Here is a 26,244-nt window from a genome sequence, read left to right as displayed (position 1 = left end):
AAGGGTCAAGACTTTTAAACTTAGGAAGCTCCTCTTTTATTGAATTAGAAGAGAGAATAAGGAAGTTTTGGCACCAATCACTTGCTGTATTAATAATTCCATAAACAGTTGAAGGAATAACAAATGCGCTCTCGCCACCAATATTCCAACCTAAGAGAGGCGACCCCGGCTTTGTCCATTCAAGTATTTGCGACACATAATCATTTACGCCAAATCCTATCGGCGATTTATGGGCGATTCCAAAATCTCTTAAATTGGGGTAAGCTGGGTGCATCGTAATTATTGAGTTGTTATCCAGTTTGTCTTTCAACTCCCTAAAACAGGCATTTGATGAAATATCTCTGGCATCTTTAAGCATTTTTAGTCCGGCCTTTTTTGCCATTTCCTCTAATCCTTCTTCAATAGTTACGGCACCGAGTACACCTGCATACATACAGGCAACATTGTACGATTCGTCTTCGCTTGCATTGTATTTCTGCCAGTTGAATGATTTAGGCTTTTTAAATAGTACATATCCCTTAATATCAATCTCTTTTATGCATTCTGCTAAAAGTTGCTCAGCATTATATTCACCTTGAGGTTGAACATTAAGCCGGCTTTGCAATCCTTCATACCACTTTTCATAATTTCTGTTGGACGTTTGCATCCAAATCATCTTATCGGTTTCGTCATTGTTTACTCCCCTGGCCATAAGTCCGGCTAAAGAATAAACAAGTGTATTCTCCCTGTAATCTGAACTTTCTTTAAATTCCAATATGGTAGAAGGAGATTTCTGTTGGGGCCACCAGTAGGCAGATTCCAAATTCTGCATTGAGTTATCAGCACTTTGTTTTGAAGAACAAGACGCTAAGATAATTATAGCGAAAATGGCATTTAATAACTTCATACTTTTTTGTTTCATATTTAATTATTATTCATATGCTATTAATCATTATATCATTAATCCACCAGAGGATACTCACTCAGGCCCCATTTTTTTATTTGGCTTATCCCCCAAACCAAATTTATGATTTACCTGTTTTTCGTGAAGTACCGATATTTCAGGATCGAATAAATCAATTCGCACACCCCGTTCAGTTGGCAAAATTTCAGTAGTAATTTTATCATCAAACGTAACTTTGTAATAATTCGGTTTGGCAATTTCGCTTTTATGGCTGAATTTAACCTCCTGCACACAGTGATATTTCCACGCGCCGCCATTTCTTCCGGTTTGCACAATCCAGTTATGCATTGCAAACAGCAATGCAGTTGTGGAATAAATGTAACATTTATCAATTCAAAACTGGAATTTGTCCCTTGAAATTTATTGACATATTTTACAAGGTTAATCTTTTCATCAGCCAATAAATTTGTAATCGATAATAGCAATATTGTTATAAATATAAAAGCACGCTGATTTATGATTTTATAGATTTAAAACTTTGATTTATAATTTCCACCCTTCCCGATATTCGCGATGAATAAATTTGTCAGCTTCTGGCATATTGGGAAAAGATAGTTTTTCCGAGTCGAAAGCAAGGCTTTGGAAACTAAGTTTTTCCCTTAATTCAGGCCGCAAAGCAATATTTCCAAGCAGGACGGTTTCAGTTAAAGGCCCTGCCCAATCGTAATTTGATCCTGCTGATTCGCCTCCTTTGCAGGCAAGAATCCATTCCATCCTGTGACCAGGAGATGAAGGCAAGTAGGGATCAGGCTGCTTGTACGAATCGTTCAACGAATCAGGAAGAATCCGATCCCCTAAAATTTGTCCCTTGCTGCCCATGTACAATACGCCACCAGGTCCCATTTCTATGCTTTTGTCCATACCGGGAATCCGAGGAGGACGTAATCCTCCATCATACCACCTAAGACGCAAAGGAGGCATTTCTTCACGGGCAGGGAAATCATAGGTTACCAATGATCCGAGCGGATAAGTTTCATCATTTACCAAAGTTGAAACCGCCTGTATATTGGTAGGATATTTAAGTTTTAAGGCCCTGAAAATCGAATCGAACGAATGGCACCCAATATCGCCCAACGCCCCGGTGCCAAAGTCCAGCCAACCCCGCCATTTAAAAGGATGATAAGAAGGATGGTAAGGGCGCATTGGAGCAGGACCGATAAAAAGATCCCAATCGAGTGTTTCTGGTACAGGAGGAGTATCAAGAGGACGTTGGACCCCTTGCGGCCAGTAAGTATCTGAAAGTCCCCTGTTAGGCCGGTCAGTCCAAACATGCACCTCGTGTATCTGTCCGATTACTCCATCCCAAATCATTTCCTGTAAACGTCGCGTAGCATCCGATGCTTGCCCTTGGTTGCCCATTTGGGTTGCAACCTTATATTTTCTGGCTGCTTCGGTAAGCACCCTCGCCTCGTAAACAGTATGCGTAAGAGGTTTTTCAGTATAAACATGTTTCCCCCGCCTAATCGCTTCCATACTGATATGGGCATGGTTATGGTCAGGTGTTGCCACAATAACCGCATCTATATTTTTTTGCGAATCTAACATGTCACGGAAGTCTTTATACTTTTTGGCTTTGGGATAGGTCGCAAAAACCTTTTGAATTCTTTCGCTCCAGTCTACATCGCAGAGTGCAACGATATTCTCTGTTTTTGCCACATCTTCAAGATCAACCTTGCCCATTCCGCCGAAGCCGATTCCGGCAACATTCAGTTTATCACTAGGGGCAATATGCCCCAATCCTGAAACGGCATGTGCTGGTACAATGGTAAACCCGCCCAATGCAACTGCAGAAGTTCCTATAAAACTTCTCCGGTTTATTTTTTTTGTAAGATTTGATTTCATAGCAGATTAAAGATTTAGTTAATTATTGGAGTCAAAACAATATTACGGTATGATATCCCGGTGTGGTCGCCCTGCAAATAGATTGGTCCAGGAGCAAAAACATCGGATTGAATTGCCCCACCTGTAGGACCATATACAGGTTGATTATCAATAATAGTTGTACCGTTCAATACAACTGTTACATGCCGATCGAGCAAAGTTATGTCGAGGGTTTGCCATTCGCCGGCTGGTTTTTCTGCATTTGCAGTTGGTAGAATCCGTGTAAAAATAGCCCCCATGCTGCCACCCCAGTTAAGCGGCTGCCCGTAAGATTCTGCAACTTGCACTTCGTACATGCCCCGCAAATAAACACCGCTATTGCTGCGAGGTGGAGCATTAACTTCAAGTTTTATGTTGAAATCCTCAAATTCCTGCTCGGTTCTAAGGTTTCCATAGCGAATATGTTCCTCTCCTTCTGTCTGAACAGGATTGTTGGTTAAAACCCCGTTCTTCATCGACCATCCGTTCTTTGCATTTTCTTCAATCAACCTCCAACCTTCAAGATCATTCTCGTTTTTTATCAGTTTGATTGGCTCTCCAAACTTAACTTTAGATAAATCGGGAGCAGGTGGAACATCGGGAAGTTTTGTACCGTTGATAAAAACAGAATCCAAACCAAGTCCAGAGGTTTTTGGAATAAGGTAATAGCCAGAAATATTCTCGCCATTCTGCTTAAGTTCAATCCATGTTGGGTAATTTCGGGCAAGTACTTCATTTCCATCTCCATCTTTTTTTAGAACCATTTTACGAGGCGATCGCCCGAGATACAGAATATCGTTGGCAAAAAATACATAGGGCAATCCATAGAATACTCCACCACCTCCCCACATAAGATCCGCATCTAAATAACCGTCTTCTTGTTTCACGTTTAACCAACCCACAGATTTGTTGCCAAAATCAAATGTCCATTGGCCAAGGAACTTTGTAATATCGTTTTTTGGCGCGACCTTAACTGGTTTCTCTTTATTCTCAACAAACGATGAAAAAAGACCAAAAAAAACGAATACTGTAACTAAATTTAAAAAAGCTGATTGTTTCATAATACTTTTATTTTATTGGTTTATATTTCTGTTATAAAGTAATTTACGAATTAATTATCAGAATATCTCAAAACATCTCTTATACAAAATAGATACTACTATTCCAATAATTTTATAAAATAAGCGCCAACAACTGAACGAGCCTGAAAATTCAATTTAACGGCATCTTTTGTTCCATACCAGTCGGACATAGGAACCCGGTTTGGAGTTTCAGTGATATAAGCATGTAACGGATCTATAATTTTTTGAAAAGTTTCCTGGTCGTCAGCCAAAGCGGCCGACCAAACAATCCAATCGGACTTGGTATAATCACGACGATTGTCCAAAGGTAATCCATATTTATTTTGTTTTGTCAAGTAGTAGGCCACTTCTTTTTGGGCAACTTCGGGCGGAAAAACACCAAGTTCGAGAACTTTGTCCCAAATCAGGTTGTATTTTTGGCTCCAAGTTCCCGGCTGGTCGAACGATAAGCGATAATGATTGCCATCATTGGCCATTTTCATCCACTCCTGCCCCATCCGCTTTGCTTCTGATGTAAATTTCTCGGCAATCTCATTCTTGCCCAACACTTTAGCCAACCTACCATAACCAGCAATTCCGTTTATCGCTTTAACCGAAAGGTTTACATTATGCGCCAAATGGCCTGCAAAATCATCAGTGCAAAGTTGATTTTCGGGATCCAATCCGTTTTCGAGCAGATAGTTTGCCCACGTTGTCAGAACTTTCCAATGTTTCTCTGCATAATCGGCGTTACCTTCCATTTCTGCAATAGCGGTTGCTAATATAAGCATGTTGCCGCTCTCTTCTATAGGCATATCGCCACCATAAGTTTGTCCGTTGGCAATAGGATATGTGCCAACATCGTGGGCTGCATAAGGTTTTGTCCATTTTCCACTTTCCGAAAAATAAAAAATTGGGGTCATCATTCCCTTTAATAAATCGGGATTGTACTTCAAAAATAGAGGCGAAGAAGGATAAGTAATATCGACAGTGCCGATTGAACCATTGCTAAAGTTCTCTTTTGAAAGGAATAGCAGGTTGCCATCATTATCTTTTACCAATTTGTGGGCAGCAATTGCCTGGCGGAAAGCCAACACGCAAAGGTCGGCATAGTTTTTACCACCTGCAGCAACGGTTTCTTTCCATAATTGATTATCAAAAGCTACGCAACGCTCCATCACAGCATCATGCTCATTAGCTGCCAATTGCATAGCATCGTTGATTGAAATCTTTCCTTCTTTAGTCCACCAGGCTTTTAGGTTATCACCAAAATATTGGATGGATTCGATATCATCATATGCAAGCATGATATATCCAGTTACAGGTTTTGCAGAAATTGAACCAAGCTTGTTTACACAAACCATCGCTGGCATATTTTCATTCATTTTAGCAGTCAATTGTTCAGAACCTTTTTCAACATTTCCATTGTTTACAAACGATTCTTTGATATTAAAATAGTCACCAACTGACAAACTGCTTTTTTCTGATTGATCGGATGCCATATAGAAATAGCCCCAATCGATACGAACATTATCGCCTTTTTTCTGCAAAATGGGTTGTTCGGTGGTACCTGCTCTAACAAAATCAATTCCAGTTGTTGCCCCTTGACTGACTTCAACTTCTTGTCTAATTTCGTGTACTGCCCATTCAGGCGTTGTTTCAAAATATACCTGCACATCATGTTCTTTACCATCGTTGGAAAAAATTTCGTAGTTGATGTAATTTACCGGACGTGACATTAGATCCAAATCATTTGGAAGCAAAGGCGATACAAATTGAAGTTTCAGCCCAACAGGACCACAAGTAAAATCATAATGGGTTTGGGTTGCTGAAAGTGCCACTTTGTTTTGAACAGCAGTATGGGCAAATACCTCTTTTTGGTCGCTTTCAGTAAAAATCCCAAAATCAACGTAAGCTAAACCACCCCGATCCCAACAATGAGCTGCAATAATATTTTCACCATTACTATTCAGTATGGAAGAATCAATTTTTAACAAAACATTGCTTCTTGCCTGGTTACCAGTATTAACAATCTCTTTCCCATTGATGTACAGCTCAAAATCATCATCATGCGAATAAATCAAATACAAATTATTAGTTGAAGAAATATCAGGGAGTTTAAATTCACGACGAATCCAAATATCTTTCGTTCGCCATACCGTATTGGCAGCCTGGCCTCTACCCGAGCTAAAAGCACCTTTGCCCGGCTCCCATTTCCGGTCGTTGAAATTTCTTTGCTCCCACCCTTTTTGCGGGGTATCAAGTTTAAATTTGCCTTCCCAAGCTACTTCATTTCCCATAGGTAGAAGGGTTTTCAATGGAATATCCTCCTTACCCATAAATCGGTAAACCTGTCCATCAACACGGATTGCTCCAATCAAAGAATGAGTTTTTCCAGTCCAGTGGCTTACCGCTTTATCAAAAAGCTGATCGGATGTTGACCAAGCACTCATATAGGGATCAACCGTGATAAGAGGATAAGCGGGAGCCCTAAACTCGGTGGTTATCGATTCACTTTTTTTCAGGAAATTTTGACAGGAATAAAATAGAATTCCTATTAGCAGGATGGAAAAACCGAGATGTTTTTTTTTCAGCATGATAAAATTTGTCGATTAGTTTTAATAGATTTTTATAAACAAATACAGGAACGAACTTTTCCAGTTCCTGTATTTGTCAATGATTTTACCACTCCAATTGGACATTAATCCCGTCTGGGCTATTCTCAAAACTCAAGAAACAAGTACTCGATTGTTTGTCCCACGAAGATGTGATATCAGATAACATTTCCCCGTTTTGATCTTTAACAACTACTTTTGTTGGTTCTCCAGGAAGTAACACGCGCATACTGTTCGATGTATTCAGCGGGCTTTTTGTCAAAAAGGAATAAGAACGGTTTTTAACAACCTCATCATAGACCCTTGCAGCGGTGGCCAACACCTGTGGGTGTTTTTTATTCTCAACTCGCGAGATATTGAACAATAATGCCTGCGTACCGGGTTCAACAACTTTTTCCGACAAAACTGGTAGTTGAGGATTGTAAAGGTCGATAACCGGACCATTTGCGCGAAATGCTGAATTGCTTACACCGTCGTCCACCACGGCAATAATATCATATGGTCCCCTTTCAAGGTAAAAATGATTTTTAAATTGCAATTGACCAACTTTAGCAATATTTTCATAGGCATTTTTAACCACTTCAATATAAGGCTTGTCTCCGCCTTCATTCAAAACAAACTCTTTTGGGTCTTGCCTTACAATGAAAACAGTTCCTTTGCCCACCTGATAATTTCCATTTCCCGGGTTGGCTTCTATATTCAACTCTTTGAACAAATGCTCCGAGGGCGATTTGAAATTATTCCCTTTTGTATTCCACCATTCCTGAACGTTTTGAAACGGATCATCATCCCTGCCACAAAATACTAAAACTCCACCATTTTTAACCCAATCAGCAATATGAGTGTGAGAAACAGGATCTGCCGGTTTCATACTAGAATAGGACATAATAAGGATATTAATATCTTTCAAGGTTTCAGGCAACGACACATTTTCAATATGAACTGTTTTTACAGGAACACCTCGTTTCAATAATGGTAATGTTTGACCATAAAAATTAGATAATTGAGGGTCTTCATACCCATCATGAGTAGGAAAACGTTGAAACATTAATGAATTAGACATAAGTACTCCAATTCCGGTCGAACCACTTACTTTATTTTCTGACAGTGGCATATCATTCAGAGTATTTATCATCACCTGCATTTGAGTGGAATAGAAACGAGGTATCTGTTCCTTTTTGTCACTATTCCTGCTCGTTTTGTATAGTCCGTGGTAGATTCGATTAGGCCACGGCATCACTTCATAATTGGCAATCATTGGATAAAGTAATTGCGCAGTAAAAGTTGCCTGGTAATTTTTTTTATAGTCAACCCAATCTCTGGGCCAATCTTCAATTGGATCTGTCAGGAAAAACATTTTTCGACCAGTAGGAGCAGTCATTGATTCCATAGAACCATACTCCAGAAACGCAGTTTCAAACACTCGTTCTTTTCTCTCTCCATTAAAATAATTTGGTTCTCGGGATGTTCCAGTCCAAACTTGTGCAATATAGCCGTCCATTTCAGGAAGTGATGCCAGACTAGCTTCCGGACTAACAATTTGCCATTGAGAATAATTAACCAAGGAGTGTGTTGGAACATAACAGCGTACTTCCATTCCTTTACTTTTACCATACTCTTTGGCATAAGTAAAACACTCTTTTAAAGCCCTGTAATAAAGATAATATTTTAACTTATTTGACAAGTAGGTGTTTTCAGGCGATTCATGCTGAGGTCGCCAGTCAAATCCATAATAATCCTTCCATTCCCTTTTAAAAGATTCGCTGTATCCACCCCGGGCCCAAAATTCGGGTTCTTCCAGATAAATGGCATCGATTCCTGCATCAATAACCCGCTTTATTTGTGTCTCCTTCATATATTGAATAAAATTCATTGATGGAACAATGTAAGGAACCATGCGCCCATGCCAAATCGTATCACCCCTTTGAGTAACCTGACCTTCATCTAAATGAGATTCCCCGTCCCATTCGCCTGTAAAATAGTCCTGGTACCCTCCCCAGGCAATACCTGTCATAAAATGTGTAATGTATCCTTTGTCGCGCCATGATTGTACCCGTTCTTCAAAGCTCATTTCAGGCCTGTCGAGTGTGCCGTAAACGATGGCAGCATCTGCACGAACATCAATAGTTGGTTTCCATGGATTCGAAGTTTGAAAAACTGTTTTCTCTTTGGCAATTTGATTTGCATTTTCATTTTTGGGTTGTTGATTTAAACACCCACTTAGTGTTACTGCCATTAATATAAGTAGAAAAAATAAATTTCGCATTTTTTTTAGATTTGTAATCGTTATAAAAAAAGGTAAATAAATATAACTCCTCAGAATATCTATATTTCTTCTGACAAGTTATTATTTTTTAGTTTCTTGAATGGACAAACTCCCCAACCAATTCTTCAGTTTTTTCAATATAAAAATCCGGTTTATTGGGTAGAAAGTTTAAGTAAGTAAATGTACCATCCGTTGAAGTCATTGGTATTGACGGTTCAATCTGCGTTCCTTCATGCCATTCATTGTATGAAGTAATTCCAATAAATGGAGTACGAGAGCGTATAGCTGTTTTAAACATTCTTTCGTAATAGGTTCCATTTTCCCGATCTCTGGTATTTACTGCATTCCATGGCCTTATTCGGGTATCAATATATCCGGGGCCAACGCATGGAATAAATATCATATCATTAGTATTCGACCAGTCTTGTAAAGATTCCCAATTTGCAGGCGATGACCCTTCAGTAAATCCAACTGAAGCAAAATATGTGTAGAATCCGTCAAAACCAGCATCCTTTATGGTTTCTTTATCATTTACATTTACAAGAAGACCAATCATAATTGCATCGCTTTCAGTTTTCCTAATAGTATTCTTTCCTTTTGCAGTCAAAACTTCAGCCCAATCCTCTTTGTTGATTAAATATGAATCATATACGAAAAAGACAGGTTTATTCTTAAACCGATAAAAAGCTTTATGATTTCCATAACTATTCAGCAGACTCTTTATATCCTCTTTTACAGAAATGGCAGTCCGCCCAGGGTAGGGTTCAATATGAAAGCAAACTTTAATTCCAATACGAGATGCTTCATCTAATAGTATTGGGATACTTTTTGCTCCTGAATCATGATTTTTCCACCATGTTACAACTACAACACCAACACGAGCATTCGCAATCTCTTCCATATGCCTGCGTATTGTAACAGGATCATTGCTACTATATGTGCCTTCTTCAGGAAAAAAATTTGCTGCAATATTATTATTTGTGCCGGGAATGATTTCATTATTTGATTGCCCTAAAACCTGATGTTTCCAATGATGGATTTCACCATCAAACTCGAGATTTCCATACCAATTATAATAAAAACAGAATGTATTCATATCAGGATATGCTGCTTCTGTCTTTTCTTCTAAGGCCTTGTGATTGCAACCATTTAATAATAAAACGGTTAAAAACAAATAGTAAAAAATGGTACTTACCATTGAGTTTGATTTATTTAACAACTTCTTATTGAGCCTGAATTCTTCTTATAATACAATGTCAGGTATATTTTAACAGCCTGATTTAAAACCAATAAAAAAAATTGGTGAGTTTTTTAATCAATACTCTACATTGAAAAAGAAAGAAAAAAATCATCCCGACTAAACGCCGGGATGATAATCATAAAAAAATTCAAATTATTATCTAGGCATATCAACCCTGATTTCCTGATTATAATTGTGACGTTTTATGCCCTGTGTTGCATAATTTATACGTGCTGCAGCACGAATAAAAACAGTTTTACCAGGATCAATTACCCCATTTGTGGTAATTGTAATCGTTTGCCCCAACAAGTCATCAAAGTCATTACCATTATAATTTATTGTCTGTGAATATCTATTATCCCATTCGCGATATCCAACAAAAGGCATTTGGCTAACAAATAAACGAACGTCAGTTACATTAAGAAAATCATCATTGTAACCTCCCATTGGTTCAACTTTTGCCCTAAAATCTGCAGGGCTAACAGCTCTTGTCACTTTTACTTTAGCAGTTATCTGTCCATTGGATACAGTTGGATCTCCTACCCATTCCAATTTTAAGAAAGGTTGTACCTCAAACTCAACTTCTGTTACACCATTAATATCAATATTTATTGATTTATTTTCTATTGTATCTCCAGCTGCTGTTCTTCTAACTAAAGGAATAAAAGGACCATCAACCCTCACATTGTAGCGACCTCGAAAAATTTTTGTATTTTGAAATACACCTTCCTTCATACAATAAAAATCAAAATTACTTGCCACATCAGTTTCTGTCCAACTTAACTCATTCATTCTAATACGAATGCCTTCGCTACCTTGGTCAGTTAAAACTGGTTCTCCCGTGGCAATATCTATTACGCTTCCTTTCAATGTTTCTTGAGGAGGATCGTAGTTATCAATCTCACAAGAATTAAATGAGACAATAACGAGACTAATAAGTATGCTATAAAATATTTTTTTCATTTTGTTATAATTTTAGATTTAATTTGATTAACGGCCTGGCTGCTGATCTATAACCGGACTCTTTGAAACTTCACCTCCTGGTATTAAAAAGTAATACTCATTTTCTGTCAATCGAAAAACCCTTCTAAATTCAGCTATCCCGGCATCGAAAAAGTATTTATCTGCTTCAGTTGAATAAAACGGGTATAAACCTTTATAGTATGCACCATCAGATTGAGTTCTTCCATTTATATCCATAGAATGTTGGATTCTCCAACGCCTAATATCCCAAAGCGTTTTGTGTGCAAAAGCAAGCTCTTTCATACGCTCTTTACGGATAAGCTCAAGACCAGCCTGCCCGGTAATATCAGAAGTACCATCCATAGGATCAGCACCTGCTCTTTCTCGAATATCTTTGATTGCATCATATGCAATTTGCATATAATTATCACCTGATGGTGCATCATCTCCTGCAAGCATCAATTCAGATGCAGCCTCTGCAGCATTTAATAAAACTTCGGCATAACGCATCAAAATAAAACTTTGTTCGGATCTACCTTCAAGAACCAAAGATGTAGGCAAGTCCGGGACCAGCCATTTACGAACAGTGAATCCTGTCATAGCGCCTGTATTGTCAGCAGTAAAAGGGCCACTTTTGCCAGCTGCATTCATTACAGTTCCATCAGATAATGTAACTGTTTCATGATTGTTGCCATTTGGAGATAAAAAGAGTACTTTTTCTGTAAATGCACCTGTACCTTTGTAAGCATCTACCTGGTTATAATTACTTGGCCCTGAAACTCCATTATCAGGCGCACCACCATTGACAACTCTCAACGGATCAATCCCATTCGAAACATCACCTGTAAAAATACCTCTTCGAATTTCAATCTCTTCGCCTTTCATTACATCTCCCGGAAAAATTACATAAGCGCGTAAACGTGGTTCTGCATTTGCAAATATATCAGTCACATTATCAAACAAAAGGTATTTATTGTTCTCGTCAAGTACTTTAATTGTGCCATCATCATTTTTAGCAAAACCATCAAATAACTCAACAAAGTCAAGTGTAGGGCAGTTTCCTGCAGAATACCCATTACCCCCCATTAATTGGCGAGGAACATTATAGGAATCATATCCATGGGCCAAATCCGGCCAACTGTAATCTTTACTAACTATATTTTCGGGACTTGATTTATCGAAGAACATATCCACCATATTTTGGAATTGAGCTTCTTTATCGTTAGGTGCCCATGCTTTCTTATATAATGAATATCTACCTGATTTCATTACTTCTCTTGCGGCATTATATGCTTCTTTAAAGTATTTTTTTGAAGCTGCTTCTTTTGTGCCTGAATCAAAACCTATAACCCGCACACCTGTTTTCTGACCTAATCCAGTAATCGTATTATACTTGGCTACAGAACCTGCATAAAGCATAGCTTCAGATTTAAAAGCATAGGCGATATACTTATTTGCATAACCTCGCTTTAAACTTGTGGTAGAAAGATTGGCAATTGCTAAATCAAAATCAGCCAATACTTGATTCCAGGTTTCTTCTTCAGAAGATCTGGCTATCTCAAGTTCTTCAACAGGAGTTTCAGGATATTTCAATAGAGATGTGACCAAAGGTATTCCACCATAACGTTTTGCCAAAGCATAAAAAACCATAGCACGCGTATAATAACCTTCACCTAAAAAATGATTGTATTCATCTTCACTAAAATTCGCTTTGTATTCTGGTAAGACTTCTAACAAACGGTTTGCATCACGAAGTAACTCATATGCACGTGTCCAATATGCACCATTACGTGCCCAACCTTCACTAGTCATTGCTCCACCAGCATCACGTCCTAAAGATGCTCCATCATTAGCTCCCGGAGTTACCAGCCAGTCATCAAAAAATTGACGGGCAGGAGAATATTTAAAATCTTCATACGGCATTTGACTATACATTCGTGACAAATAAATAGCAACCGAATTTGCGTCTGAAAAAAGATCTTTGTCTTGCACAACGTTCTTGGGAGGTATATCCAAATAGTCTTTACAGGAAAATACCACGCTACCAAATACTATTATAGTAAGTAAAATATATTTTAATTTCATAATCTTATTATTATTAAAATTTAACATTCAATCCGACAGAAACCGTCTTATTCAGTGGATACAGGTAACCGTATGTAGAATCTGGGTGTTCCGGGTCAACATAGTCGACTTTTGTTATTGTAAATAAATTGTATGCATTCGTATAAATGCGAAAGTTTTTAATACCAATTTTATTAACCCATTTCGAAGATAATGTGTACCCAAGCTCTACACTCTTAAGGCGTAAATAAGCACTATTTTCAGTATTAAAAGTAGAAGTTGCAGGAGGCAAAGTTCCGGTGTAAGCGAAACGGCCTTCAACCCATTCAATTGAAGGATCATAAGGATCCACTTTGGGATCTACTGGATGCCATCTATCCATAAATTGTACCATTGCTCCTGATTCACCACTTCCCCATAGTGGTATCCGAAGCTGTTCTCCATATATTAACGAGCTCATAGCTGAACCTTGTAACAAAAAGTTTATATCGAAACTTTTATATGTGGCATTAAAAATGTAACTAAAGTTCATCCAGGGATATTGATTGTAGCGAGTTGGATGGTCATCATTACCATTAATTTCTCCATCACCATTCCAGTCTTCATATTTGTAGTCTCCAATGATAGTACCTCGGCCTATATAGTATGGAGATGAATAGATTTCTTCCCATGACTGAAACTGACCATCGCCTTGAAGTCCCCAATGCGCTCCTTGTAAACGATCATTCTGATTACTTTTCCAGTTATCCCAGGAGCTACCGAGTGGCGCCCGCTCTACATACAAGCGTTTAACTCGGGCAATGGAAAACAGACCTTTCATATTATAATAAAAATCTCTATTTATCCTGTTTCTATGATTCAGTTCAAGGTCGAAGCCGTAAGTTCGATCACTATTTAAGTTTTCCTGAGGAAGGCTTGCCCCAACCACAGTAGGAATACCTCCGGTTCGTCTATCTAAAAGTCCTTCACGTTTTCGGCTAAAATAATCACCAGAAAATCCCAGAAGACCATTCCATCCCTCAAAATCAACTCCAATATCAAATGTGGTAGATGTATACCATGTAATATTTGGATTGGGAATACCTTTATTATCAGCACTTGCAACAAAACTTCCATCAAATACATATCCCCCTACAAAATTTCGTCCGCGTGCATTTGTTGGATAGTTATAACCCGAAATAAACTGATAGCTTGAAGCCCTATCGTCTCCTGTTTTACCGTAAGAAGCACGAATTTTTAATTGTTCAACAAATGATAAAGCTGTTATACTTTCAAAGAAATTTTCTTCAGAAACCCTCCATCCTAACGATGCTGCAGGGAAGAAGCCCCATTGTGATCCCGTTCCAAATCTCGATGATCCGTCGTAGCGAAATAAAAATTCAGCTAAATATTTTTCGTCAAATGCATAATTAAATCTACCTGCCAATCCCATATTTGAATCTTCATAAAGGGCGTTAGGATCCATTGTTCCAATCTGCCCATCAGCACTACCTGCGAATAAATAGGGCAACTGCAGTACAAGGTCTCTTCGGGCAGCAAAGTTATCTCCTTGTCTTTTTTGCGCTTCCCAAATTACAGTACCTGCAACTTTATGCATGTCAAATGTTTCGTCGTAATTTAGCGACGCTTGTGCCAAAATTTGTTCATCAAAAACAACACTTCTGTTAATTCTGTTCGGACTCTGACGAGTGAATGTTGAAAAAGTTTCTGAAGCTTCATCATATCTATATTGGTTGTATTTTCTTTGATATTCATTATTATTTTCTACATAATAATCATAACTAAATAATCCTTTCAGAGATAATCCCTCAACACCGGGAATATCATATTCTAAGCTACCTGATGGTTGAATCCACTTCTTATTATACTTTCTTGAACCAGAAATATCTGCATCCATAAATGAGATTGGATTATCACCTTCGATCAAGCCATGAAATGGCTTAGTTTTGTCTCCGTTAGCATAGGCAGGAATTTGAGGACCTTGCCTCCAGAAACTTCGAATAATCCACCAAGAATCTACATAAGGCCGATTTTGCTCATCATTTATAAAACTCAAATTCAATTTTAGAGTAAGTCTGTCTGAAAGCTTACTGGTAACATTTGATCGTACATTGTATTTTGTATAACTCAAATCGCTTGAATTGAAAAAACCTTCCTGATATTGGTAACCAATACTAGCATAATAAGTAGTTTTCTCATTTCCTCCGGTTGCATTTAGGTTATGAACAGTTTGTGGAGCATAGTCACTAAATACTAAAGGATACCAATCTGTACTTTGTTTCTCACCAGTTCGGTATGCTTCAAATTGGTCATCGCCAAAAACACGAGAACCACCATTAACGTTGTGCATTGCTTGCTCATTCCTTAGAGTCATATATTGAATTGCGTCAACAGTAGATGGCAACCCTGAAGGAATTTGCCATGTAAAAGAACCGGAATAATTCATTTCAGTTTTATTTGCAGAACCTCTCTTAGTTGTAACTAAAACAACACCATTCGCAGAACGTACTCCATATATTGCCGCAGATGCATCTTTTAGTACAGACATATTGTCAATATCATTAGGATCCAATCGTTGGAAATCGCTAATAGAACGAGGAATACCATCAATAATAACCAAAGGAGTTCCCATTCCTCTGATATCAAAACGACTATCAAAAGAGCCGGGTTCTGAAGTTGTTTGAGTTACACGTACACCTGCAATTTTACCAGTAAGCATATTTTGTACATTCTCATTTTTAGTTGTTACAATATCCTCACCTTTTACCGCAGCAACGGAACCTGTCAATGTTGCTTTCTTCTGAATTCCATATCCAACTGCAACAACCTCCTCAAGCCCAATCGCATCTACCTCCATGGTAACATCAATTGTTGTTTGATTATTCACTTCCATTTCCTGTGTCCTCATCCCCACAAACGAAAATTGCAAGGTAGCATCTTCAGGAATGTTAGTTATAGTGTAATCCCCATCTGCATTGGTAACGGTTCCCCGGGTAGTACCTTTTACTACCACGGTTACGCCGGGCAGCGGTTGGCCAGATTCATCGGTAACGGTTCCGGAAACGGCGGGTTGTTGCTGCACCGTTATATTTTCCTGGCCGGTAATGCCGGTTTCCCCGTATTGATTGGAGAGGACAATTTGCCGGTCGATCAGGAAATACCGGATTTCTTTTCCTTCGAAAAGCTGGTCCAGGATTTCATTGATTTTTTTGTTTCGCATCTCCACATCCACTTTTTGCTCCACATCAATCAGGTCTTTGTTGTACAGAAAAAAGAACTCCGATTGATTTTCGATTTCTGCCAGAACCTCCTCGAGGTTGGCATTTTTAAAGTTCAGGTTTAAAGTGGTCGATTGCGCATAGGAACCGAGCGCGAAGGCCTGCCCCATTCCCAGTAAAATCAGTAAAGTAGTTAGTCGTGTCATTTTCCACAATTTTTTTAGGGCACGGCTCCGTATAACAAAACCGCGATCCCGTCTTAATTCTCGAAACTTTTTCATAAATTTACATTTTTGTAGAGTTCATAATTAAAAATTTAAAATTTGATTGCTCTGCAATTTCATGCAGGGAAGTGGTACCAGCACTTTCCTGCTTTGCATTTATTTCTTTTGTTCTATTATCACTTTCTTTTTCCTGTAAACATTCTCATCTCCTGTTTCTCTTTTTTCAATGGTATATTCCATTGGAGTAGTCATTGCCAAAAGTCGTAATACTTCTTCTAACGGTTCATCCTGAAAAGTGGCTTTAAACCGGTAATTCTTTAATTTTTCATCTTTAATTTCGATGTCCACGTTATACCAGCGTTCGATGCGTGCCGCGGCTGTTTCCAATGGCTCATCATCGAGCAGCAGGAACCCTTCTTTCCAAGCCGTGTAGGGTTTGGTATCCACTTGTTGTACCCTGAATCTATTCTCTTCCAATGAGTATTTCAGTTTTTCACCTGGAACCAGTATTTTCTCAAAATAGGCATCAGTTCCCTGCACTTCAACTTTTCCTTCCTCTAATACCACTTCTGCAAAATTTATATCTGGATAAGTCATCACATTGAATTGGGTGCCCATCACCCGGACATCCATATAGTCGGTGTTTACTGTAAAAATGGTTTCGTCGTGTTGTACATCGAACCAGGCTTCTCCCTGCAATTCTACATTTCTTGCTGCAAACTCAGGATTGTATTTTAGTTTTGAGCCGCTGTTGAGCCAGCCTGTTGAGCCATCGGGAAGTGAAAATTGGGTGCGGGTTCCTTCCGGCGCATTGATTTCCACCCATGCCTGGTTGTTATCGGTTGGTGGCGGTCCACTAAAATAATACCAGGCAGAAAACGCGAGGAGCGGAATTAAGAGGATGGCTGCCGTTTTTTGATAAAAACTGAGCCAACGTTTTTTTCTTGCTTTTTTGCGCTCTTCGGTGAAAATCTGGTGCTCAATTTCGTAATAAATGTGTTTCAGGGAATGCTCGTCGGGTTGTTCCTGTTCATTTATTTCGTTCCACTGTTCCGATAAATATTGTTTTGCTTCCTGGTAATCGTGAATACGGTTGAACCAGTTTTTTACTTTTTTATAATCGTTCCAGGAATATTTTCCTTCCGAAAATTTTTTAAGGGTTTTGTATGTCACGTCGTTCTTCATTTTTTGATTTAAAAGAAGGAGCGTTTTTTCACCACTCCTTCTAATTGCCTAACTAAACTAACCTAAACCTATGAAATATTATTTTTTTTTGTTTTATTCAATTGTTATATCCCGGATTTGTGAAAATCCCCAGTGAGAAAATGAATTATTTTCGTATTAGGCGTTCTATAAATATCATGCACCTTTTGTTTTATAATAGGCCTGATGCCAGAGGCATCAAATGTTTATAGAAAAAAATGGATGAATTGCAGTTCGACCCTGGCCAGGGTCGTATTATTTAATTGTCCTGAATGTTCTATAAACATTTAAATCCGCTGGATTTAAAACATAAATTTCAAATTATAATTCAATGGGTTTCTTATCCGTCAAGCGATTTTGATCCGCTGGGCGGGTAGGTGCATTGATAATTGATTCATTAATTATCAATAATTCAACCCACTCCGGGGTTGTTGTTTCCATCTTATCCTAGCCCCCGAGTTTCGCACGGGGCTATTATTATTAATGTCCTTTGGACATTTCTTTATCCGCCAAATGGTGGATTAAACAATAATAGCCACGGGTAAAACCCGTGGAGATAATGCAGATACAAAGAAGAACCCCGAAGTGGGTTCAACCCTTGATTCGCATTATTTATTTTTCAAAAACAGAAAAAAGAATATCATGCCTTTCATGCGGAGTTTGTCGAATTCCTTTTTTAGAAATTTCATGGATTCGGTGATGTGGTACTCCACTGTTTTGGTAGTGATGTTAAAAGTGTCGGCAATCTCTTTTTGCGATTTACCTTCCAGTTTTTTCATCCTGAAAATTTTACGGCGTCTTTTGGGCATTTGCTGAATTAATTCCTCCAGCTTATCAACCATATCCTGAAAATCATCCTTTTCATCGAAGGTTTCCTTGTTTTCAGCAAACGAAATCAGCAAATCGTGTTTCAGTTGGTTTGATTCGGTGAGTTTATTGAAGTGTTTACGAATGACATTCAGGGCGATGGTAAATAAATAGGATTGAAAGGATTTAGTGGTATCTATCTCTTTTCGTTTTCGCCAGATTTTCAGAAACACTTCCTGAACCACGTCTTCGGCAGCTTCGGTCGATTTCAGGTAGCTCAATGAAAACCGGTACAGCGGCTGACTGTATTTTGCAAAAAGATTTTGAAAACACTCGTGGTCGCCTCTTTTCAACCCTTTAAGCAAAGCTGTTTCAATATTTAGTTTTTTTCCGGTCAAAGTTTGATTGCTCGTTTAATTTCATTCAAAGTAAGTAAAATAATCTCAAAAAGGATAATCTTTGAAAAACACTATTTTAATTTGAACTATAAGATTATGAAACTTTTAATAATTTATTCTATTTTGTCAAATTAAATTCATGGGCTAAAGCCCCGGTATCCGGGGGAGATGACTAACCCCCGCATTAATGCGGGGGTTAGTGAAAAGCCAGCTATGATGGGGGCTTTAGCCCATCACCAAAAATTTTTACCGGACAATAGTGAAATTAAATGAAAAAACGAATCAAATGAGCGATAAAACACTAATTAAGAAAGCCTCCGGCGAAACGGAGCCATTTTCGGAAGAGAAGTTACAGGCTTCATTGCGGCGAACGGGTGCCGGCGACGAAACAATTGCATCGGTTGTAAACGATGTAAAATCGTGGTTGCAGGATGGTACAACAACCCGAAAAATTTATGCACGTTCTTTTTCGCTTCTCCGCAAAAAAAGAGGCGGGATGGCCGCCCGGTACAAGCTTAAAAAGGCAATTATCGAGCTTGGCCCATCGGGATTTCCGTTTGAGCATTTCGTGGGGCAAATTTTTAAGGAGCTGGGATTTGAGGTTGAAACCGGCCAGGTTATTCAGGGAAGTTGTGTGCAGCACGAAGTTGACGTGGTAGCCACCGGCAATGGCGAACAACACCTTATGGAATGCAAATTCCACAACAGCCAGGGAAAATTTTCGAGTGTACAGGTCCCGCTATATATCCGCTCACGAATGGACGACATCATCCAAAAACGAAAATCCATGCAGGAGTTCAGCGGCCTCTGTTTCGAGGGTTGGGTAGTTACCAATACCCGTTTTACGTCAGATGCCCTGCAATATGGGAAATGCAGCGGGCTAAACCTCTTGAGTTGGGATTACCCCAAAAACAACAGCCTGAAAGATTTAATTGAAAGGGAACGCATTTTCCCGGTAACAACACTTGCAAACCTAACCCGGAAGCAAAAAATTGTGCTTTCTCAAAAAGGAATTGTGCTTTGCCGCCAACTTTTGCAGCATCCTGAGGAGCTCGACCAACTTGGTCTTACTCACTCAAAACGAAAAAAGCTAATGGAAGAACTTGAAGCGCTAAACGGAAACCAATAAACCGGTGCTTGTTTTCGTATGTTATGATTAAAAAACAAGTGGACAAAAAAAAACCGGTCAGTTGCTGGCCGGTTTTTTTGAACTATCAAAATTCGATTATTCTTCTTTCTTTTTGTCTTCTTTTGAATCATCAGCTTTCTTCTCTTCATCAGAGTTTTCAGCTTTGGGTTCATCAGTGGAAGTATCTTCAGCTTTTTCTTCAGCTTTTGGCTTCTCGACCACCTCAGTTTTTTCTTCGGTTTCTTCAACCGGCTGAACATCTTCAACTACTTTAACTTCCTCGTCAGCTTCTTCGGCTGGCTTATCGGTTTTTTCGGCTGCCGGCTTTTGGGCTTCCGATTTTTTACCGCTTCCGCCACGACGTGAACGACGACGTTTTGGTTTTGCTGCTTCTTCTTTTGCTTCAAGCATGGCTTCGTTGTAGTCAACCAGCTCGATAATACACATTTCAGCATTGTCGCCCAATCGGCTTCCGGTTCTAAGGATACGTGTATATCCTCCCGGCCTATCGGCAACCTTTGCTGCTACTTCCCTGAACAGTTCAGAAACTGCTTCTTTGTTTTGCAGTTGGCTGAATACAATTCTCCTGGAGTGTGTAGTATCGTTTTTTGCCCTGGTAATAAGGGGTTCAACGTACATGCGCAGGGCTTTTGCTTTTGCAACAGTAGTTGAAATCCGCTTACTTTCAATCAGCGAGCTGGCCATGTTCGACAACATTGCCTTACGGTGCGCACTTGTGCGGCTTAAATGATTAAATTTCTTATTGTGTCTCATTGCCTTTTAATCCTTGTCAAGTTTATACTTACTAATATCCATCCCAAAACTCAATCCCATATTCTCGAGAAGGTCGTCAAGCTCGGTAAGCGATTTTTTCCCGAAATTTCTGAATTTCAACAGATCGTTCCGGTTGTAAGTTACCAGGTCGCCAAGAGTATCTACATCTGCTGCTTTCAGGCAATTCAATGCCCTTACTGAAAGGTCGAGATCAACCAGTTTTGTTTTCAGCAACTGGCGCATGTGCAGTACCTCTTCATCGAATTCTTCATTTGCAAATTTTTCGTCTGAATCGATTGTAATCTTCTCGTCAGAGAACAGCATGAAATGATAAATGAGGATTTTAGCCGCCTCTTTCAGTGCATCTTTAGGAAGCACAGAACCATCGGTCTGGATATCCAGAATTAACTTTTCGTAGTCGGTTTTTTGTTCCACACGGAAGTTTTCAACCGAAAACTTTACTTTTTTGATGGGGGTGTAAATTGAATCCACGGGAATTACTCCAAATTCCTCTTCCACCGGTTTATTTTCGGTAGCCGGAACGTATCCACGCCCTTTGCCAATAGTAAGTTCCACCTGGAGTTTCACATCAGGTTCCATCCTGCAAACGACCAGGTCGGGGTTCAACACCCTGAACCCGGTCATAAACTTGTTGATATCGCCGGCTGTAAATTCTTCCTGACCTGAAATTGTAACAGTAACTTTTTCACTGTCGAAATCTTCCACTTCATTTTTGAAGCGAATCTGTTTCAGATTAAGTATAATATCTGTAACATCTTCAATAACTCCTTTAATCGTAGAAAATTCATGATCGACACCCTCTATTTTAACCGTGGTAATTGCATACCCCTCGAGCGATGATAATAAGATGCGACGCAGGGCATTGCCAATGGTAATCCCGTAACCGGGCTCCAGCGGGCGGAACTCAAATTTTCCGAATCTGTCGTCAGATTCTAACATTATCACCTTATCGGGCTTCTGGAATGCTAATATTGCCATAATAACCTTAAGTAATTTATTATTTTGAATACAACTCTACGATAAGTTGTTCTTTGATGTTTTCAGGTATTTCTTCACGCTCGGGCATGTTAAGGAATTTACCGGCCAACTGGTCGTTATCCCATTCCAGCCATTCGTAGTTCGAACTGCGGCGCGAATGCAATGAGTCTGTAATTTCTTCCATCGATTTTGATTTTTCCCTGACACCAACTATGTCGCCGGGTTTTACCAAATACGACGGAATATTAACTACTTTTCCGTTTACTACAATATGTTTGTGTGTAACAAACTGACGGGCAGCGGCCCGTGTTTTTGCAATACCAAGGCGGAAAACAATATTATCGAGCCTCGATTCGAGCAGCTGCAACAATACTTCACCGGTTACCCCTTTAGCCGAAGTTGCTTTTTCGAAGAAGTTACGGAATTGTTTTTCTAAAATGCCGTAGGTATATTTTGCTTTTTGTTTTTCTTTTAACTGAAGCCCGTATTCCGAAACTTTTCTTCTCCGGGATGACATACCGTGCATTCCCGGTGGATAATTTTTATGCTCAAAAACTTTATCCGGCCCGAATATGGGCTCTCCGAATTTACGGGCAATTTTAGATTTTGGTCCTCTGTATCTAGCCATTTCCTTTTCGTTTTAAAATTATACACGACGTCTTTTAGCAGGCCTGCATCCATTATGGGGTAATGGGGTAACATCAATAATTTCGGTTACCTGCAAACCTACAGATGAAAGGGCCCTGATTGCTGATTCGCGCCCGTTCCCTGGTCCTTTAACATATACTTTTACTTTGCGTAGTCCAAGGTCGTATGCGGTTTTGCCACACTCTTCTGATGCCACCTGGGCAGCATAAGGAGTGTTCTTTTTTGAACCGCGGAACCCTTTTTTGCCTGCTGACGACCACGATATAACTTCACCGTTCGTATTTGTCAGCGTAACAATGATGTTATTGAAGGAAGAGTGAACATGGGCCATTCCGTTGGCTTCCACATTAACCACTCTTTTCTTGCTTGCTCCTGTTTTTTTTGCCATAACTTAAAATCCTTATTTAGTGGCCATTTTTTTGTTCGCAACAGTTTTCCGTTTTCCTTTACGGGTACGGGCATTGTTTTTGGTGCTTTGTCCTCGCGTGGGCAAACCAATACGATGACGAATTCCCCTGTAAGAACCAATGTCCATTAATCGTTTAATGTTCATTTGTACTTCAGATCTAAGTTGCCCTTCAACCTTGTAATTGTCGCCAATTACACGGCGAATAGCTCCAAACTGGTCATCGTTCCAATCCTGTACTTTGACGTTTGGATCAACGCCTGCTTCCTCAAGGATCATTTTAGCCCTGCTGCGGCCAATACCAAAAATATAGGTAAGAGCTACCTCACCTCTTTTATTATTAGGAATATCAACACCTACAATACGTGCCATATAAGTTACTTTTTTTCAAATTAAAATTACCCCTGCCGTTGTTTAAACTTCGGGTTCTTTTTATTAATCACATATAAGCGCCCTTTACGGCGAACGATTTTACATTCGGCACTGCGCTTTTTTACTGAAACTCGGGTTTTCATTCTAACTATTCTTTAGTTTTTATACCTAAATGTAATTCTTCCTTTGGTTAAATCATAAGGAGACATTTCGACTTTTACTTTATCTCCGGGCAAAATTTTAATATAATGCATTCTCATTTTACCTGAAATATGGGCCGTAATTACATGCCCGTTTTCCAACTCTACGCGAAACATCGCGTTTGATAATGCTTCGATAATTGTTCCATCTTGTTCTATGGAAGGCTGTTTTGCCATATTAAAATCTGTTTTTTTTAAAATTCGTCAATAAAATAGATTAGTAATTATAAACCACTGTTTGTTATCCAATTTTCTGCAAAGATAACAGAAGGTTTTTATATTACATAACAGAACTAAAATCTCCTTCCGGCTGATTATAACCAGATTAAAAACTCATTAAATTCCGCCACCGGCACGTCCTTTAATCCGGCCCGATTTTGTCAGGCCATCGTAATGGCGCATCAACAGGTGACTCTCAATTTGCTGCAGTGTATCTAACACAACCCCAACAAGAATAAGCAGTGATGTCCCGCCAAAAAACAGGGCAAACGACTGGTTAACTCCCATTAACATTGCAAAAGCAGGAAGAATTGTAATTAAACCGAGGAAAATGGAACCGGGAAGTGTAATTCTCGACATAATAGTATCGAGAAATTCAACCGTTCGTTTTCCGGGTTTAACGCCGGGAATAAACCCACCGTTTTTCTTCATGTCTTCTGCCATTTGGGTTGGGTTAATGGTAATTGCAGTATAAAAATAAGTAAATGCAACTACCAGCGTAAACTGCAAAAAGTTATACCAAAAACCAGTCATGTTTGATAATGCAGCCGCAACACCACTGAGGTTTTCAGAATTAGCAACTCCTACAATTGTAATAGGTACCATCATAATTGCCTGGGCAAAAATGATAGGCATTACACCTGCAGCATTAACTTTAAGCGGGATGTACTGACGTACCCCGCCATATTGTTTGTTACCCACAATACGTTTGGCATATTGCACCGGAATACGGCGCGTCCCCTGAACGAGCAGGATTGCTGCCATAAACACGACGAACAGGATAACAAACTCAACCAGGAACATTACCAGTCCTCCACCTTGCTGGTTGATCCGGGAAGCAAATTCCTGGGCAACTGCGCGAGGTAAACGGGAAATAATTCCAATCATAATGATTAGCGAAATACCGTTACCGATTCCTTTATCGGTAATGCGTTCGCCTAACCACATAACAAACATAGAACCTGCCGTAAGAATAACTACTGAAGAAACCGTAAACAAGGCTCCTTTCATTGCAAATGCCGATGCGGGCAATTGCATATGCAGGTTGGTTAAATATGCCGGCGACTGGAATATCAGAATAACAACGGTTAGATACCGTGTAATCTGATTAATTTTCCTTCTTCCTGACTCTCCCTCTTTCTGCAACCTCTGGAAATAGGGTACTGCAATTCCGAGTAACTGAATTACAATTGAGGCAGAAATGTACGGCATAATTCCTAAAGCGAAAATTGAAGCCTGCGAGAATGCACCTCCTGAAAACATGTCAATCAGCCCAAGCAACCCATCTGATGTTTGACTTTTTAAATTTTGCAATTGGGCCGGGTCAATGCCGGGAAGCGCTACAAACGATCCTAATCGGTAGATTAAGATAAAGAACAGTGTTGTTCCGATTCGCAACCTTAAGTCTTCAATTTTGTAAATATTCTTTAGGGTCTCTATAAATCGTTTCATACCAGTTTACAGTATTTCAGTGGTTCCGTCTAATTTTTCAATTGCTTCTTTGGCACTTTTGGAAAATGCATGGGCTTTAACATCGAGTTTGAGATTTAATGAGCCTCCACCCAAAATCTTAACTTTTTCGTTTTTTGAAGCCACGCCTGCATTTACCAGAGTATCCATGTCAATTGAGTTCTGATTTCTGCTTTCAGCGAGTTGTTGCAATACATCGAGGTTTATTGCTTTATATTCAACCCTGTTGAAATTTTTAAAACCTGATTTTGGGACAACGCGTTGCAACGGCATTTGACCACCTTCAAAACCTACTTTCCTGGAATAACCTGATCTCGATTTCTGACCTTTGTGGCCGCGGGTGGATGTTCCTCCCCTTCCTGAGCCCTGTCCTCTTCCTATACGTTTGTCTTTTCTGGTAGAACCCGAAGCAGGTTTTAACTTACTTAAATCCATAATTTTAAGCTATTTGAAATATTTTATACTTCTTCAACACTAATTAAATGCCCCAGTTTATTGGCCATGCCAATAATTTGGGGAGTAGCTTCATGTTCAATAGTCTGGTTTAACTTGCGTAACCCCAGCGCTTCAAGCGTTGCTTTCTGGCGTTTGGTTGAACCAATGCTACTTTTTACCTGTGTAATTTTTATTTTAGCCATAACTGTGTTATCCTTTAAAAACTTTTTCCAATGATACACCTCTTTGCTGGGCTACGGTATAAGCATCTCTCAGTTCGAGCAGCGCTTCCATAGTAGCTTTAACCATATTGTGCGGGTTGGAAGAGCCTTTGGATTTTGCCAGGATATCTGTAATTCCAACACTTTCGAGAACAGCACGCATTGCACCTCCGGCTACAACACCTGTACCAGGGGTGGCGGGCTTAATCAATACATCAGCTCCACCATAACGAGCAGCCTGTTCGTGTGGAATAGTACCGTTAATAACCGGCACTTTTACCAGGTTCTTTTTAGCGGCTTCAACGCCTTTGGCAATAGCGGTAGTAACTTCGCTTGCTTTACCAAGGCCCCAGCCTACAATTCCGTCTTCGTTACCTACAACTACAATGGCCGAGAAACTAAAAGTACGTCCACCTTTTGTAACTTTGGTAACACGGTTAATGGCTACTAACCTGTCTTTTAAATCAAGGTCGCTTGTTTTAACTCTTTTACTAATTTTCGCCATAATC

24 protein-coding genes are annotated in these 26,244 nt (G+C 39.4%); 1 reads left to right on the top strand and 23 read right to left on the bottom strand.

What is annotated here, in order from left to right:
• The 12 genes from ACTCNA_RS03410 to ACTCNA_RS03355 form a co-directional block, all read right to left on the bottom strand.
• The coding region (locus ACTCNA_RS03410) for a hypothetical protein (RefSeq protein WP_462946490.1) at positions 1-886 on the bottom strand (886 nt) is incomplete at its 3' end.
• Between the two features lie 72 nt (positions 887-958).
• Complete coding sequence (locus tag ACTCNA_RS03405) at positions 959-1,231, bottom strand: hypothetical protein (RefSeq protein ID WP_462946489.1); 273 nt, start codon at positions 1,229-1,231, stop codon at positions 959-961.
• 195 nt (positions 1,232-1,426) lie between these two features.
• Entirely contained in the window at positions 1,427-2,785 is a 1,359-nt protein-coding gene (locus tag ACTCNA_RS03400; RefSeq protein WP_462946488.1) for a Gfo/Idh/MocA family oxidoreductase, read from the bottom strand.
• Positions 2,786-2,799: 14 nt separating this feature from the next.
• Positions 2,800-3,864: a 3-keto-disaccharide hydrolase gene (locus ACTCNA_RS03395; protein WP_462946487.1), complete on the bottom strand. Its 1,065-nt coding sequence runs from the start codon at positions 3,862-3,864 to the stop codon at positions 2,800-2,802.
• A 98-nt stretch (positions 3,865-3,962) separates the two neighbouring features.
• Entirely contained in the window at positions 3,963-6,461 is a 2,499-nt protein-coding gene (locus ACTCNA_RS03390) for a glutaminase family protein (protein WP_462946486.1), read from the bottom strand.
• A gap of 85 nt (positions 6,462-6,546) precedes the next feature.
• Positions 6,547-8,745 (bottom strand): hypothetical protein, encoded by a 2,199-nt coding sequence (locus ACTCNA_RS03385; RefSeq protein WP_462946485.1) that lies wholly within the window; start codon positions 8,743-8,745, stop codon positions 6,547-6,549.
• Positions 8,746-8,833: 88 nt separating this feature from the next.
• On the bottom strand, positions 8,834-9,943 hold the full coding sequence (locus tag ACTCNA_RS03380; RefSeq protein ID WP_462946484.1) for a glycoside hydrolase family 99 protein: 1,110 nt from the start codon (positions 9,941-9,943) through the stop codon (positions 8,834-8,836).
• A gap of 198 nt (positions 9,944-10,141) precedes the next feature.
• Positions 10,142-10,948: a DUF3823 domain-containing protein gene (locus ACTCNA_RS03375; RefSeq protein ID WP_462946483.1), complete on the bottom strand. Its 807-nt coding sequence runs from the start codon at positions 10,946-10,948 to the stop codon at positions 10,142-10,144.
• A gap of 27 nt (positions 10,949-10,975) precedes the next feature.
• Positions 10,976-13,033: a RagB/SusD family nutrient uptake outer membrane protein gene (locus tag ACTCNA_RS03370; RefSeq protein ID WP_462946482.1), complete on the bottom strand. Its 2,058-nt coding sequence runs from the start codon at positions 13,031-13,033 to the stop codon at positions 10,976-10,978.
• Positions 13,034-13,046: 13 nt separating this feature from the next.
• Positions 13,047-16,511 (bottom strand): TonB-dependent receptor, encoded by a 3,465-nt coding sequence (locus ACTCNA_RS03365; RefSeq protein ID WP_462946481.1) that lies wholly within the window; start codon positions 16,509-16,511, stop codon positions 13,047-13,049.
• Positions 16,512-16,610: 99 nt separating this feature from the next.
• Positions 16,611-17,639: a FecR family protein gene (locus ACTCNA_RS03360; protein WP_462946480.1), complete on the bottom strand. Its 1,029-nt coding sequence runs from the start codon at positions 17,637-17,639 to the stop codon at positions 16,611-16,613.
• Between the two features lie 626 nt (positions 17,640-18,265).
• Positions 18,266-18,862, bottom strand: a complete 597-nt coding sequence (locus ACTCNA_RS03355; RefSeq protein WP_462946479.1) for an RNA polymerase sigma factor — start codon at positions 18,860-18,862, stop codon at positions 18,266-18,268.
• A gap of 286 nt (positions 18,863-19,148) precedes the next feature.
• Here ACTCNA_RS03355 and ACTCNA_RS03350 point away from each other — a divergent pair, with 286 nt between their 5' ends.
• Complete coding sequence (locus tag ACTCNA_RS03350) at positions 19,149-19,991, top strand: restriction endonuclease (RefSeq protein WP_462946478.1); 843 nt, start codon at positions 19,149-19,151, stop codon at positions 19,989-19,991.
• 96 nt (positions 19,992-20,087) lie between these two features.
• Here the strand turns inward: ACTCNA_RS03350 and rplQ are convergent, their stop codons facing one another.
• From rplQ to rpsE, 11 genes are all read right to left on the bottom strand, one after another.
• Positions 20,088-20,765, bottom strand: a complete 678-nt coding sequence (gene rplQ, locus ACTCNA_RS03345; protein ID WP_462946477.1) for a 50S ribosomal protein L17 — start codon at positions 20,763-20,765, stop codon at positions 20,088-20,090.
• A gap of 6 nt (positions 20,766-20,771) precedes the next feature.
• The gene (locus tag ACTCNA_RS03340) at positions 20,772-21,764 is read right to left on the bottom strand and encodes a DNA-directed RNA polymerase subunit alpha (protein WP_462946476.1); all 993 of its coding nucleotides are present in this window, start codon (positions 21,762-21,764) and stop codon (positions 20,772-20,774) included.
• Between the two features lie 19 nt (positions 21,765-21,783).
• The gene (gene rpsD / locus ACTCNA_RS03335) at positions 21,784-22,392 is read right to left on the bottom strand and encodes a 30S ribosomal protein S4 (RefSeq protein WP_462946475.1); all 609 of its coding nucleotides are present in this window, start codon (positions 22,390-22,392) and stop codon (positions 21,784-21,786) included.
• A gap of 18 nt (positions 22,393-22,410) precedes the next feature.
• Positions 22,411-22,800, bottom strand: a complete 390-nt coding sequence (gene rpsK, locus ACTCNA_RS03330; RefSeq protein WP_462946474.1) for a 30S ribosomal protein S11 — start codon at positions 22,798-22,800, stop codon at positions 22,411-22,413.
• 12 nt (positions 22,801-22,812) lie between these two features.
• Positions 22,813-23,190, bottom strand: a complete 378-nt coding sequence (gene rpsM, locus ACTCNA_RS03325; protein WP_073173492.1) for a 30S ribosomal protein S13 — start codon at positions 23,188-23,190, stop codon at positions 22,813-22,815.
• Between the two features lie 26 nt (positions 23,191-23,216).
• Positions 23,217-23,333: a 50S ribosomal protein L36 gene (gene rpmJ, locus ACTCNA_RS03320; RefSeq protein WP_072998287.1), complete on the bottom strand. Its 117-nt coding sequence runs from the start codon at positions 23,331-23,333 to the stop codon at positions 23,217-23,219.
• 12 nt (positions 23,334-23,345) lie between these two features.
• Positions 23,346-23,567, bottom strand: coding sequence for a translation initiation factor IF-1 (gene infA, locus ACTCNA_RS03315; RefSeq protein ID WP_053187509.1), 222 nt, complete (start codon positions 23,565-23,567; stop codon positions 23,346-23,348).
• Between the two features lie 159 nt (positions 23,568-23,726).
• Complete coding sequence (gene secY, locus ACTCNA_RS03310; RefSeq protein WP_462946473.1) at positions 23,727-25,061, bottom strand: preprotein translocase subunit SecY; 1,335 nt, start codon at positions 25,059-25,061, stop codon at positions 23,727-23,729.
• 6 nt (positions 25,062-25,067) lie between these two features.
• Entirely contained in the window at positions 25,068-25,514 is a 447-nt protein-coding gene (gene rplO, locus ACTCNA_RS03305) for a 50S ribosomal protein L15 (RefSeq protein WP_462946472.1), read from the bottom strand.
• A 23-nt stretch (positions 25,515-25,537) separates the two neighbouring features.
• On the bottom strand, positions 25,538-25,717 hold the full coding sequence (gene rpmD, locus ACTCNA_RS03300; protein WP_462946471.1) for a 50S ribosomal protein L30: 180 nt from the start codon (positions 25,715-25,717) through the stop codon (positions 25,538-25,540).
• A gap of 7 nt (positions 25,718-25,724) precedes the next feature.
• Positions 25,725-26,240: a 30S ribosomal protein S5 gene (gene rpsE, locus ACTCNA_RS03295; protein ID WP_462946470.1), complete on the bottom strand. Its 516-nt coding sequence runs from the start codon at positions 26,238-26,240 to the stop codon at positions 25,725-25,727.
• Between the last annotated feature and the right edge of the window lie 4 nt (positions 26,241-26,244).

Source organism: Tangfeifania sp., assembly GCF_055108615.1.
This window is presented reverse-complemented; position numbering and strand designations above follow the sequence as displayed.